The sequence below is a fragment of the Paraburkholderia flava genome (assembly GCF_004359985.1).
Classification (GTDB): domain Bacteria; phylum Pseudomonadota; class Gammaproteobacteria; order Burkholderiales; family Burkholderiaceae; genus Paraburkholderia; species Paraburkholderia flava.
This window is the reverse complement of sequence record NZ_SMRO01000002.1, coordinates 44,385-57,069: the sequence shown is the minus strand read 5'-3', so window position 1 is coordinate 57,069 and position 12,685 is coordinate 44,385. Positions and strand designations below refer to the sequence as shown.

Below are 12,685 nucleotides of genomic sequence, written 5' to 3'. Positions count from 1 at the left end.
AAGGCCGGCTCGTCGCCGACGCTGCTCTATATATAGAGCGTTACTGGCAAGCCTCGCACTCGTCGAAGCCCGGATCGCCCGGACGCATCACGCACACGGGACCGTCGGCCTCGAGTGAATCGGCTGCAACAACTGCCGGTGCAATCGCTGCTGCCGCATTCAGCGTGCCCGACGACGCACCGCCGCCGTTCGCACCGAAGCCACCTGCGCTGCTGCGTCCACCGCCGGCTGCACCACCACCCGACGAACCACCGTCGTCACCCGACGGCACTGCATTCAGCGCGCCGTGCGCGACCGTCGACTTCTCGACGTGCGTCGCCGCCATCGTGCGGAGGTAGTAGGTCGTCTTCAGACCGCGCAGCCACGCGAGCTTGTAGACCTCGTCGAGCTTCTTGCCCGACGCGCCGCCCATGTAGATATTCAGCGACTGCGCCTGGTCGATCCACTTCTGCCGGCGCGATGCCGCTTCGACCACCCACGTCGCGTCGAGCTCGAACGCGGTCGCGTAGATCGCGCGGAGGTCGGCCGGGATGCGGTCGATGCGCGACAGCGTGCCGTCGAAGTACTTCAGGTCGGCGACCATCACCTCGTCCCACAGGCCGCGCGCTTTCAGGTCGCGCACCAGGTAGTCGTTCACCACCGTGAACTCGCCCGACAGGTTCGACTTCACGTACAGGTTCTGGAACGTCGGCTCGATACACGCCGACACGCCGATGATGTTCGAGATCGTCGCCGTCGGCGCGATCGCGATGCAGTTCGAGTTGCGCATCCCGTACGTTGCGATGCGGGAACGCAGCGTCGTCCAGTCCATCGACTGGCTCGAATCGACTTCGACATACCCGCCGCGTGCGTCGGCGAGCAGCTTCAACGTGTCCTGCGGGAGGATGCCGCGATCCCACAGCGAGCCGCGATAGCTCGAGTAGCGACCGCGCTCTTCGGCGAGTTCGGTCGACGCGTAGTACGCGTAGTAGCAGACTGCTTCCATCGACGTGTCGGCGAACTGCACCGCTTCCTGCGACGCGTACGGCGTGCGCAGCACGTGCAGGCAGTCCTGGAAGCCCATGATGCCCATGCCGACCGGGCGATGCTTCAGGTTCGAGTTACGTGCCTTAGCGACCGCGTAGTAGTTGATGTCGATCACGTTGTCGAGCATCCGCATCGCGACGCTGATCGTGCGCTTCAGCTTGTCGTGGTCGAGTGCGTACGAGCCGTCGGCCTGCTTCGCCAGGTGGGCGACCAGGTTCACCGAGCCGAGGTTGCAGACGGCGATTTCGGTGTCGCTGGTGTTCAGCGTGATTTCCGTGCAGAGGTTCGACGAGTGGACGACGCCGACGTGCTGCTGCGGGCTGCGGATGTTGCACGGATCCTTGAACGTGATCCACGGATGGCCGGTTTCGAACAGCATCCCGAGCATCTTGCGCCACAGTTGCGCAGCCGGAATCTTCTTGAACAGCTTCAGCTCGCCGCGCGCGGCTTTGTCTTCGTAAGCCGTGTAAGCCGTTTCGAACTCGGCGCCGAACTTGTCGTGCAGGTCCGGGCAGGTGGACGGCGAGAACAGCGTCCAGTCACCGCCTTCCATCACGCGCTTCATGAACAGATCGGGAATCCAGTTCGCCGTGTTCATGTCGTGCGTGCGGCGACGGTCGTCACCGGTGTTCTTGCGCAGCTCGAGGAATTCTTCGATGTCGAGGTGCCACGATTCCAGGTACGCGCAGACTGCGCCCTTGCGCTTGCCGCCCTGGTTCACCGCGACGGCGGTGTCGTTGACGACCTTCAGGAACGGCACGACGCCTTGCGACTTGCCGTTGGTGCCCTTGATGTGCGAACCGAGCGCACGCACACGCGTCCAGTCGTTGCCAAGGCCGCCGGCGAATTTCGACAGCAGCGCGTTTTCTTTCAGTGCTTCGTAGATGCCGTCGAGGTCGTCGTCGACGGTGGTCAGGTAGCACGACGACAGTTGCGAGCGGCGCGTACCCGAATTGAACAGCGTCGGCGTCGAGCTCATGAAGTCGAAGCTGGACAGCACGTTGTAGAACTCGATCGCCCGCGCTTCGCGGTCGACTTCGTTCAGCGCAAGACCCATCGCGACACGCATGAAGAATGCCTGCGGCATTTCGATCCGCACGCCGTCGCTGTGCAGGAAGTAGCGGTCGTACAGCGTCTGCAGGCCGAGGTAGCCGAACTGCAGGTCGCGGTTCGCGTCGAGCGCGGCACCGAGACGCTTCATGTCGTACTGCAGCAGTTTGTCGTCGAGCAGTTCGGCCTGCACGCCGCGCTTGATGAACTGCGGGAAATATTCGACGTAGCGCTCGCCCATTTCGGCCTGCGTCACTTCGCCGCCGAGGATTTCGCGGCGGATCGTGTGCAGCAGGATGCGCGCGGTGACCTGACTGTACGCCGGGTCCTTCTCGATCATCGTGCGCGCCGCGAGAATCGCCGAGTCGTAGACCTGGTTCATCGGCACGCCGTCGTACAGGTTCTTCACCGTTTCCGCGACGATCGGCGCCGCGCTGACGGCGTCGCCCAGGTTCTCGCACGCGGATTCGATCAGCGACTGCAGCGCCTGCAGATCGAGCGGACGCGTGACGCCGTTGTCGATCACGTTCAGGCCGGACGCAGCCGGCGCATCCGCCGCTTCGTGCGCGACGCCGCGTTCCTGATTACGCTTCTCGCGATACAGCACGTACGCACGCGCGACGTTGTGCTCGCCGCCGCGCATCAGCGCGAGTTCGACCTGATCCTGGATGTCTTCGATATGGAACGTGCCGCCGTTCGGGCGGCTGCGCAGCAGCGCGCGCACGACGCTCTGCGTGAGCGTTTCGACCAGCTCGCGCACGCGTGCCGATGCCGCGCCCTGGCCGCCGTTCACGGCGAGGAAAGCCTTGGTCACCGCAATCGCGATCTTCGACGGTTCGAACGACACCACGCTGCCGTTGCGGCGGATCACCTTGTAGTCGGCGAAGGTCGCCTGCGGCGCGAGCGCCTGTGCGCTCGCCTGCCCGCCGAGGGGATGGCCAGCGGGGGCACCCTCGTACCGGGTCGTCACGTTGTCGGTCGTTTGCATGTGCAAAGCTCCTGATTCTGGAATGTGCGGAGAAACCGCGGATTAAGACGAACGCTGCGCCGCCGCGGGCGCAAGCGATGAAGCGGAAGAGGAGGGCCAACGAGGCCAGGTGGCCGGATGCGACAGTGCTGAATGGACCGGGGTCTGCATCATGAATGTCGCGATCACTTGCTGCGCTCCCCTCTTCGATGTGGCGGATGCCGCGGGACCCTGAAACCCGCTGCGCCGCACGAATTTTCTGGACGCTGGAAGTGCTCGCGGCGCCATGCTCGAAGAGCGGGGCGCCGCCTGACTGCCTGCTCACACCCACAAGATATAGTGGAGAACCGAGCGTCTGGCACCAAGTATAGTGAACTTTCGTACCATCTCAAATTATTTTATTTGCCCTCTCGCGCTTGACTTTTCGAGCCTCGCGCAACGACGGGCCGTTGCCTCGAAAGCAAGCGCCCATCAACGTTTCGCGCACATCGCGCGATGCCGTTATCGAGTGGCGATGACGCGATTAAGAGGCCGCGGAGAGATTCAGGTAGGGGAAATACCGAGCGGCGAGCGACGTGTCGCGCTGCAGTCGGGTCCACTCGAAATGCGGACCAGGATCGGTCTTGCGACCGGGCGCGATGTCGGCGTGACCGGCGAGCGCTTCGATCGGATAGTGCGCGACGAGCACGTTCACGAGTGCGGCGAGCGTGCGGTATTGCGCCGCTTCGAATGCGGTGTCGTCGGAGCCTTCGAGTTCGATGCCGATCGAGAAGTCGTTGCAACGCTCGCGGCCGAAGAAGCTCGATGCGCCTGCGTGCCACGCGCGCTCGTCGCACGACACGTATTGCTCGAGCGCGCCGTCGCGATGGATCACGAAGTGGGCGGAGACCTGCACGCCGCGCAGATGCGCGTCGTAGTACGGGTGCGCGTCGCAGTCGAGCCGGTTCAGGAACAGATCGGTGATCGCGCTGCCGCCGAATTCACCCGGCGGCAGACTGATGTTATGCACGACGATCAGCGTGGGCGGCGCGCGGTCGGGACGCTCTGCGAAGTTCGGCGAAGGCAGGCGCGTGGCGCCGGCTACCCAGCCGTCGGCGGCGACGGCGAAACGTGCGCTCATCGCGCGTCGGGACCCGTCCGCGCGGCGTGACGGTGCGCGTGATCCGCGCAGCAGAATGCCTGCCCGCCGACGGCGACGGAATCGCTCTTCGGCGCATGCACGCCGCACTCGACGCAGCGGATCATTGGCTCGGCGAGTTGCGGCGGACTGCGCGGCACACCCGCGCCCGCGCCTGGGTTAGCACCCGACGAAGCCTGGCCGCTACCAGCGTTACCGGCGCGTTGTTGCGCCGTGCGCGTGTCCGCGCGACGCAGCGCCTTGACCAGCCATTGGCCGACGAAGAACAGGACGATCAGCAGAAAAAGTTGTCGCATGGAAGACTCAGACCACAGGACGGTGCAGCAGCACCTCGAAGACGAAACGGCTGCCGACGTACGCGAGCAGCAGCGCCACGAACGACGCCAGCACCCAGCGCAACGCCGCGCGGCCGCGCCAGCCCGACACCTTGCGGGCAATCAGCAGCGCGCCGAACATCAGCCACGAAAGAATCGCGAATACGGTTTTGTGATCGAGCCGCAGCGCGCGGTCGATCAGTTGTTCGCTAAAGAGAATGCCCGACAGCAACGTCAGTGTGAGCAGCACGAAGCCGGCGGCGATCAGGCGGAACAGCAGCTTTTCGAGCGTGAGGAGCGGTGGCAGCGTATCGAGCCAGCCCGACAGCCAGTCACCGTCTGCCGCAGCGGAACGCTGCTGCGCGGTGCCGCGCATCTTGTGGAGACGCCGCTCGACGAGCAGCATCAGCACCGCGTGCAGCGCCGCGATCGCGAACAGTCCGTATGCGATGTTGGCGATCAGGAAGTGCAGCTTGAAGAGCGGATCGGCCGCGTACGACAGCACGCGCACGCCGCCGAACGCGAGCGGCAGCAGCGACGCGATGCATGCAAGCGGCAGCACAAGCAGGCGCAGTCCGTCGAGCGGGAAGAACAGGCTCTCGATCCAGTAGATGCCGACGCCGAGCCAGAACATCGCAGACAGCGCGAACGCGAAGCCAAACACCATCGCGTTCTGCGGGAAGATCGTGGTGTGCAGCAGCGCGCCGTGCGCGAGTAGCGCGACGACCATCAGCGCGCGGCCCGGCGTGCTCAACCCCACCGAAGCGACCGCCCCCGCACCGGCCGGCATGGCGGGCACGCTCTCCAGCAACGGACGCGCCGCCATCTGACGGTGCGCGCGCCAGCCCGCGACGGCGAGACCGCCGTACAGGAGCGCAGTGAGGGCATACAGTACAATATCCATGTTCGAAGTTTACACTAGGGTCACGGTCCGCGACGGCTTCGTCGCTGCGTGCCGCGCCGACCGCACTGCTCATCGCTCCCCATGCTCGACAATCTGACTCAACGGATGGCGCGCGTCGTCAAGACGCTGCGCGGCGAGGCCCGGCTCACCGAGGCCAACACCCAGGAAATGCTGCGCGAAGTGCGCCTCGCACTGCTCGAGGCGGACGTCGCGCTGCCCGTCGTGCGCGAATTCATCTCGCGCGTGAAGGAAAAAGCGCTAGGCGAAGATGTGATCTCCAGCCTGTCGCCAGGGCAGGCGCTCGTCGGCGTCGTGCAGCGCGAACTGACTGCGGTGATCGGTGGCGATTACGAAGGTAAGGCCGTCGAGCTGAATCTCGCGGTGACGCCGCCGGCCGTCGTGCTGATGGCGGGTCTGCAGGGCGCCGGTAAAACGACGACCGTCGGCAAGCTCGCGAAGCTGCTGCGGGAGAAGTACAAGAAGAAAGTGCTGACCGTCTCGTGCGACGTCTACCGTCCCGCTGCAATCGCGCAGTTGAAGACCGTGACCGAGCAGGTCGGCGCCGACTTCTTCCCGTCCGAGCCCGATCAGAAGCCGGTCGACATCGCGCGCGCCGCAGTCGACTGGGCGAAGCGCCACTATCACGACGTGCTGCTCGTCGACACGGCCGGCCGTCTCGGCATCGACGAAGCGATGATGAACGAAATCAGCGCGCTGCACGCCGAGCTGAAGCCGGCCGAAACGCTGTTCGTCGTCGATGCAATGCTGGGTCAGGATGCGGTCAACACGGCGAAGGCGTTCAGCGACGCGCTGCCGCTCACCGGTGTCGTGCTCACCAAGCTCGACGGCGATTCACGCGGCGGTGCGGCACTGTCGGTGCGCCACGTCACGGGCAAGCCGATCAAGTTCGTCGGCGTCGCCGAAAAGCTCGACGGCCTCGAGATCTTCTATCCGGACCGGATGGCCAACCGGATTCTCGGCATGGGCGACATTCTCGCCCTCGTCGAGGAAGCGCAGCGCGGCGTCGACACCGAAGCCGCGCAGAAGCTCGCCAACAAGGTCAAGAAAGGCGGCGACTTCGACCTGAACGATTTCCGCGCACAGCTCTCGCAGATGAAGAACATGGGCGGCCTGTCGTCGCTGATGGACAAGCTGCCGGCGCAGTTCCAGCAAGCCGCCTCGGGCGCCGACATGGGTCAGGCGGAAAAGCAGATGCGCCGGATGGAAGGCATCATCAATTCGATGACGCCGCTCGAACGCGCGAAGCCCGATCTGATCAAGGCCACGCGCAAGCGCCGTATCGCGGCGGGCGCGGGCGTGCAGGTGCAGGAAGTCAACCGCATGCTGAACCAGTACGACCAGATGCGCACGATGATGAAGAAGCTGAAGGGCGGCAACCTGCAGAAGATGATGCGCGGCATGAAGGGTATGCTACCGGGCATGCGCTGATTTCAGGTTGCGCTTCCGGCCGTCATGTCATCTCCCGGCAAGCGTAGTCGCCGGGTTTATGCGGTAGCGCACCGCCCCGCTTTCTCTCACACTATGTCTATCGTTATCGCCAGTCAGACGTCATGAACCGCGAAGAAGCCCTCCATATATTCAGTCACTCCGAAGAAATCGTGTCGGCTGCCGACGTCAACGCGTCGATCAGCGGCATGGCCTCCGCCATCCGTGCCGAAATCAGCGACGAGTTTCCGCTCGTGCTGTCGGTGATGGGCGGCGCGGCCGTGTTCACCGGCATGCTGCTGCCGCACCTCGATTTCCCGCTCGAGTTCGACTACATCCACCTGACGCGCTACCGCAACACGACCAAGGGCGGCGCCGAGATGCAGTGGCGCGTCGCGCCGGCCGAATCGGTGAAGGACCGCGTCGTGCTCGTGCTCGATGACATCCTCGACGAAGGCGAGACGATGGCCGCGATCCGCGACCGCATCGTCGACATGGGCGCGAAGCGTTTCCTGAGCGCGGTGTTGTGCGAGAAGATTCTCTCGAAAGCGAAGCCGCTGCATCCGGACTTCTGCGGGTTTGAAGTGCCGGACCGCTACGTGTTCGGCTGCGGGATGGACGCGAAGGGTTACTGGCGCAATCTGCCGACGATCCGTGCGTTGACCGACGGCGCGTGAGTTTCGCTTCTGTCTCCTCTGTAGAGACAATAAAAAAAGCGGCCCGCGGGCCGCTTTTTTGTCGCTTCGCGATTCACCTTCACAGCTGGTGAACGAAGCTCCGGATCCCGCCAAGAATCATCTCGACTGAAATCGCCGCCAGCACGAGCCCCATCAGCCGCTCGAACGCGGTGACCGTGCGCTCGCCGAGCCACATCTGAATCCGTTCCGCCAGCACCAGCACGATCGCGCACACGATCATCGTCACAGTCAGCGCGCCGACCCATTCGAGCATCTTGCCAGGCGCCTGCGACGTCAGCAGCATCACCGTTGCGAGCGCCGACGGACCGGCGAGCGCGGGGATAGCGAGCGGCACGATCAGCGGTTCGCCGCCGCGTGTGTCGCCGCCGAACGGACCGTCCGGATGCGGAAAGATCATCCGCAGCGCGATCAGGAACAGCACGATCCCACCACCGATGCGCAGCGACTGGTCGGTGAGGCTCATCATCCGCAGGAACCGGTCGCCGAAGACCATGAACACTAGCAGGATGATGAACGCGATGCCCACTTCGCGCAGGATCACGACGACGCGCCGGTGAGGCGCGACGCCGCGCAGACAGCCGATGAAGATCGGAATGTTGCCGAGCGGATCGGTGATCAGCAGCAGCAGGATCGTCGCGGACAGGAAGGTGTATTCCATGCCCGCTCCGCTCAGCCAGCCAGTGCCGCGCGGATCTTCTCGACGACGGTTTGTGCCGCGCTATCCACCGGCAGCAGCGTCGCTTCCGCGTCGCGCCGACCCTGATACTCGAGCTTGCCGTCCTTCAGCCCACGCTCGCCGATCACCAGACGATGCGGCACGCCGATCAGTTCCCAGTCGGCGAACATCACGCCCGGACGCTCGCCGCGATCGTCGAGGATCACGTCGATGCCGGCTTCGACGAGCGCCACGTACAGTTTGTCCGCGTGCTCGCGCACCGCGTCGCTGCGGTCGTAGCCCATCGGACACAGCACGATCTGGAACGGCGCAATCGACTCCGGCCAGATGATGCCCTTGTCGTCGAAATTCTGTTCGATCGCGGCGCCCAGAATGCGCGTGATGCCGATGCCGTAGCAGCCCATCTGCATCGACTGCGGCTTGCCCGATTCGTCGAGGTAGGTTGCGTTCATCGCGTCCGAATACTTGCTGCCCAGCTGGAACACGTGGCCGACTTCGATGCCGCGACAGATGTCGAGCACGCCCTTGCCGTCCGGCGACGGATCGCCCTTGCGAACGTTGCGGATGTCGGCCACGACCGGCTCCGGCAGATCGCGGCCCCAGTTCACGCCGGCGGTGTGGAAGTCCACTTCGTTTGCGCCGACGACGAAGTCGCTCATGTTCGCGACCGTGCGGTCCGCGACGACCTTGATCGGCTTCTTCGTGCCGATCGGGCCGAGGTAGCCCGGCGGCGTGCCGAACGTCGCGACGATTTCTTCTTCGGTTGCGAAGCGGAAGCCGGCGAGACCGGGCAGCTTGCTCGCCTTGATCTCGTTCAGATCGTGATCGCCGCGCAGCATCAGCAACCAGATCGTCGCTTCGGCGCCTTCGTTTTCGGTGGCGAGGATGATCGACTTGATCGTGCGCTCGAGCGGGATGTTCAGCAGTTCGGCAACCGCCTCGCACTTCGCCTTGCCGGGCGTCGCGACCTTCTGCATCGGTTCGGCGGGCGCCGCGCGCGAGGCGATCAGCGGCAGTGCTTCGGCGGCTTCGACGTTAGCGGCGAAATCGGAAGTCGGGCAGTAGGCGATCGCGTCTTCGCCGGTGTCGGCGATCACGTGGAATTCGTGCGAGCCGCTACCGCCGATCGAACCGTTGTCCGCCGCGACCGCGCGGAACTCGAGGCCGAGACGCGTGAAGATCCGCACGTACGCGTCGTACATCTTGCGATACGACTCGCGCAGACCATCCATGTCCTTATCGAACGAATACGCGTCCTTCATGATGAACTCGCGACCGCGCATCACGCCGAAACGCGGACGGATCTCGTCGCGGAACTTCGCCTGCACCTGGTAGAAGTTCACCGGCATCTGACGATAGCTCTTGATCTGGTTGCGCGCGATGTCGGTGACGACTTCCTCGTGCGTCGGCCCGAGCACGAAATCGCTCTGGCGACGATCCTTGAAGCGCAGCAATTCAGGACCGTACTTCTCCCAGCGACCCGACTCCTGCCACAGCTCGGCCGGCTGAACGACCGGCATCAGCAGCTCGATCGCGCCCGACCGGTTCATTTCCTCGCGCACGATGGCTTCCACCTTGCGGATCGAACGCAGACCGACCGGCAGATAGTTATAGATACCGCCGGCGACGCGGCGAATCATGCCGGCGCGCACCATGAGCTTGTGGCTGACGATCTCGGCGTCGGCGGGTGCTTCCTTCAGGGTGCCGATAAAAAAACGGGAGGCTTTCATTCAGAGTTTTTCCAAAAGCGGCGGCCCGGACAGGCTGCCCAAAAAGATCAAACGGTATGAGTCGCGAACCCGGCGCCGACCGGCGAGATCGCGCAGACGCAGACCAGACGGGCCGCGGCGGCGCATGTATCACGCCCTGTTTACAGGGGTAAGGCGGAGAATCGGTCCATTCGGTTCCGATCCGGTGCGTCGGGTCCGTTATCTGTTTATAATCAAAGCAATTTTAAAGGATTCGAAGGTGGTTGTATGCTGGATCGTGAAGGCTTTCGCCCGAACGTCGGCATCATCCTCTTGAACGCGCACAACGAGGTGTTTTGGGGCAAGCGGCTCCGTGAACATTCCTGGCAGTTCCCGCAAGGGGGCATCAAGTACGGCGAGACCCCCGTGCAAGCGATGTATCGGGAGTTACACGAAGAAACCGGCCTGCATCCGGAGCATGTCAAGATCATCGGTCGCACGCGCGACTGGTTGCGCTATGAGGTGCCGGACAAGTTCATCAAGCGCGAGGTCCGTGGTCACTACCGCGGCCAGAAGCAGATCTGGTTCCTGCTGCGGATGGTAGGGCGTGACTGCGATATCTGCCTGCGCGCCTGCGATCATCCGGAGTTCGATGCCTGGCGTTGGAACGAGTACTGGGTGCCGCTCGACTGTGTGATCGAGTTCAAGCGGGATGTGTATCAGATGGCGTTGACGGAGTTGTCCCGTTTTCTGCGCCGCGCAGCGCCGCGGACGGAAAAACCGGGCTCGCACCACGGGCTGCGCTATCCGCGCATTGTCTCGTCGGAGGACGGAACGATGGTTACTACGGTCACGGTCGAAACGACCGTCGTCCGCACGACGATCGAGTCCGACTGTGGCTCTGTCGAAAGCGCGATCGGCCGCGAACCCGGGCTGCACAATTAACATCCGGGCGGCAGGCTCTACGCCATGCCGCCTTTCTTTGCCGGTGCGGCACGCACGCTGCCGCGCCGGTACATCGAGGAAATCACATTGAAAGCACTTGCTCTCGTCGTGGCGTGCGCCGCCACCGGCGTCTTGCTGGCTGGCTGCTCGAGTTCGCGTCAGCCGTCCAACAAGGACGACAGCGCGTTCCATTATCTGCTCGACGAGCCTTCCAACTGGGTCGAAAACAAGGTCGACACGCTGCCATCGCTGCCGCAGCCCGCGGACCTGCTGCCGTTCGAAGTGTCGGGTAATACACCGCTGCATTTCGCACTGGACGCGAAGTCGGTCACCGTCGGTACGGACGGCGTCGTGCGTTATACGGTCGTGATCACGAGCCCGGCCGGCGCGCGCAACGTGAACTACGAAGGCATTCGCTGCGATACGTACGAGTGGCGTCTGTATGCGGGCATCGATGCCGATCACAATAACTGGGATCGCACGGTGGCGAACGACTGGACGCGGATCGAGAACGGCGAGCTGAACGCGTATCACGCGGTGCTCTATCAGGATTATTTCTGCGCGAACAAGATGCCGATGGCGTCCGCACAGCGGATCGTCGAGAACGTGAAGTACAAGCGTACGGCTACGTCGCAGATCCGTTGATTTATTGATTCACTTCGATGATGGGCGGCGTGGACTTTGGGCCACGCCGCCTATGTGGTTGTTCTCTGGTTAGAGGATCACCAGATTGTCGCGGTGAATCAGTTCAGGCTCGAGCATGTAGCCGAGCACCGATTCGATCTCGCCGCTCGGCCGCCGCTGAATCAGCTTCGCTTCCGCGCTGCTGTAGTTCGTCAGCCCACGCGCAATCTCGCGCCCAGCCGCGCTGACACACGCAATCACTTCACCACGCGCAAACGCGCCCTGCACGCCGACGACACCGATCGGCAGCAGACTCTTACCGCCTGCGGTCAGTTTTTCGACCGCGCCGTCGTCGATCACTACGTGGCCGCGCACCTGCAGGTGATCGGCCATCCATTGCTTGCGCGCCGCCATGCGGGCAGTACGCGCAATCAGCTGCGTACCGATCGCTTCGCCCGACGCAAGCCGCACGAGCACGTCCGACTCCCGGCCGCTCGCGATCACCGTATTCGCACCGCTGTGCGCCGCACGCTTGGCCGCGAGAATCTTGGTCAGCATGCCGCCGCGGCCGAGGCTCGAACCGGCACCGCCGGCCATCGATTCGAGCTCAGACGCACCGGCGTCCGCCTGCTCGACCAGTTGTGCTGCGGGATCCTTGCGCGGGTCGGCGGTGTAGAGGCCACGCTGATCGGTGAGAATGATCAGCGCATCGCCTTCGATCAGGTTCGCCACCAGTGCGCCGAGCGTGTCGTTGTCGCCGAACTTGATTTCGTCGGTGACGACCGTGTCGTTCTCGTTGATGATCGGCACGACGCCGAGACGGAGCAGCGTGAGCAGCGTGGAGCGTGCATTCAGATAGCGCTCGCGATCCGCCAGGTCGGCGTGCGTGAGCAGAATCTGCGCGGTACGAATGCCGTGTTCGGCAAAGCGGCTTTCGTAGACCTGCGCGAGCCCCATCTGCCCGACCGCCGCAGCGGCCTGCAATTCGTCGATTTCACGCGGACGCTTCGTCCAGCCGAGTCGCTGCATGCCCTCGGCGATTGCACCCGAGCTGACGAGCACCACTTCCTTGCCCTGCGTACGCAGCGCGGCGATCTGCGCGGCCCAGCGCCCGATCGCAGCATGATCGAGTCCGCGTCCATCGTTCGTGACGAGGCTCGATCCGACTTTCACTACCAATCGCCTGGAATCTGCGATGACGGAACGCAT

The 12,685-nt window shown here is 64.0% G+C and carries 11 protein-coding genes; 4 read left to right on the top strand and 7 right to left on the bottom strand.

Annotated elements, in window-relative coordinates; translation table 11 throughout:
* Window positions 1–40: 40 nt before the first annotated feature.
* The 4 genes from E1748_RS11590 to E1748_RS11575 form a co-directional block, all read right to left on the bottom strand.
* Window positions 41–3,064: a ribonucleoside-diphosphate reductase subunit alpha gene (locus E1748_RS11590; RefSeq protein WP_133647390.1), complete on the bottom strand. Its 3,024-nt coding sequence runs from the start codon at window positions 3,062–3,064 to the stop codon at window positions 41–43.
* A gap of 502 nt (window positions 3,065–3,566) precedes the next feature.
* Window positions 3,567–4,163, bottom strand: a complete 597-nt coding sequence (ampD, locus tag E1748_RS11585) for a 1,6-anhydro-N-acetylmuramyl-L-alanine amidase AmpD (RefSeq protein ID WP_133647389.1) — start codon at window positions 4,161–4,163, stop codon at window positions 3,567–3,569.
* On the bottom strand, window positions 4,160–4,477 hold the full coding sequence (locus E1748_RS11580; protein ID WP_133647388.1) for a PP0621 family protein: 318 nt from the start codon (window positions 4,475–4,477) through the stop codon (window positions 4,160–4,162). Before E1748_RS11580 ends, ampD begins: the two co-directional genes overlap by 4 nt.
* A 7-nt stretch (window positions 4,478–4,484) precedes the next feature.
* Window positions 4,485–5,399, bottom strand: a complete 915-nt coding sequence (locus E1748_RS11575; protein ID WP_133647387.1) for a cytochrome C assembly family protein — start codon at window positions 5,397–5,399, stop codon at window positions 4,485–4,487.
* Between the two features lie 81 nt (window positions 5,400–5,480).
* Between E1748_RS11575 and ffh the strand changes: the two genes are divergently transcribed.
* Complete coding sequence (gene ffh / locus E1748_RS11570) at window positions 5,481–6,848, top strand: signal recognition particle protein (RefSeq protein WP_133647386.1); 1,368 nt, start codon at window positions 5,481–5,483, stop codon at window positions 6,846–6,848.
* Window positions 6,849–6,970: 122 nt separating this feature from the next.
* A complete protein-coding gene (locus E1748_RS11565; RefSeq protein ID WP_133647385.1) occupies window positions 6,971–7,522 on the top strand; it encodes a hypoxanthine-guanine phosphoribosyltransferase in 552 nt (183 codons plus the stop codon).
* A gap of 79 nt (window positions 7,523–7,601) precedes the next feature.
* Here the strand turns inward: E1748_RS11565 and E1748_RS11560 are convergent, their stop codons facing one another.
* Window positions 7,602–8,201, bottom strand: a complete 600-nt coding sequence (locus E1748_RS11560) for a MarC family protein (RefSeq protein ID WP_133647384.1) — start codon at window positions 8,199–8,201, stop codon at window positions 7,602–7,604.
* Between the two features lie 11 nt (window positions 8,202–8,212).
* Entirely contained in the window at window positions 8,213–9,949 is a 1,737-nt protein-coding gene (locus E1748_RS11555; protein ID WP_133647383.1) for a proline--tRNA ligase, read from the bottom strand.
* 246 nt (window positions 9,950–10,195) lie between these two features.
* Between E1748_RS11555 and E1748_RS11550 the strand changes: the two genes are divergently transcribed.
* The gene (locus E1748_RS11550; RefSeq protein ID WP_133647382.1) at window positions 10,196–10,852 is read left to right on the top strand and encodes an RNA pyrophosphohydrolase; all 657 of its coding nucleotides are present in this window, start codon (window positions 10,196–10,198) and stop codon (window positions 10,850–10,852) included.
* 87 nt (window positions 10,853–10,939) lie between these two features.
* Window positions 10,940–11,497 (top strand): CNP1-like family protein, encoded by a 558-nt coding sequence (locus tag E1748_RS11545; protein ID WP_133649323.1) that lies wholly within the window; start codon window positions 10,940–10,942, stop codon window positions 11,495–11,497.
* Window positions 11,498–11,566: 69 nt separating this feature from the next.
* Here E1748_RS11545 and proB read toward each other — a convergent pair whose 3' ends face one another.
* Window positions 11,567–12,685 (bottom strand): glutamate 5-kinase, encoded by a 1,119-nt coding sequence (proB, locus tag E1748_RS11540; RefSeq protein ID WP_133647381.1) that lies wholly within the window; start codon window positions 12,683–12,685, stop codon window positions 11,567–11,569.

Excerpts from the sequence above, each read along its gene's own strand:
- E1748_RS11550 (WP_133647382.1), top strand. The coding sequence starts at position 10,196 with ATGCTGGATCGTGAAGGCTTTCGCCCGAACGTCGGCATCATCCTCTTG.
- ffh (WP_133647386.1), top strand. The coding sequence starts at position 5,481 with ATGCTCGACAATCTGACTCAACGGATGGCGCGCGTCGTCAAGACGCTG.
- ampD (WP_133647389.1), bottom strand. The coding sequence starts at position 4,163 with ATGAGCGCACGTTTCGCCGTCGCCGCCGACGGCTGGGTAGCCGGCGCC.
- proB (WP_133647381.1), bottom strand. The coding sequence starts at position 12,685 with ATGCGTTCCGTCATCGCAGATTCCAGGCGATTGGTAGTGAAAGTCGGA.
- E1748_RS11575 (WP_133647387.1), bottom strand. The coding sequence starts at position 5,399 with ATGGATATTGTACTGTATGCCCTCACTGCGCTCCTGTACGGCGGTCTC.
- E1748_RS11560 (WP_133647384.1), bottom strand. The coding sequence starts at position 8,201 with ATGGAATACACCTTCCTGTCCGCGACGATCCTGCTGCTGCTGATCACC.
- E1748_RS11565 (WP_133647385.1), top strand. The coding sequence starts at position 6,971 with ATGAACCGCGAAGAAGCCCTCCATATATTCAGTCACTCCGAAGAAATC.
- E1748_RS11590 (WP_133647390.1), bottom strand. The coding sequence starts at position 3,064 with ATGCAAACGACCGACAACGTGACGACCCGGTACGAGGGTGCCCCCGCT.
- E1748_RS11580 (WP_133647388.1), bottom strand. The coding sequence starts at position 4,477 with ATGCGACAACTTTTTCTGCTGATCGTCCTGTTCTTCGTCGGCCAATGG.
- E1748_RS11555 (WP_133647383.1), bottom strand. The coding sequence starts at position 9,949 with ATGAAAGCCTCCCGTTTTTTTATCGGCACCCTGAAGGAAGCACCCGCC.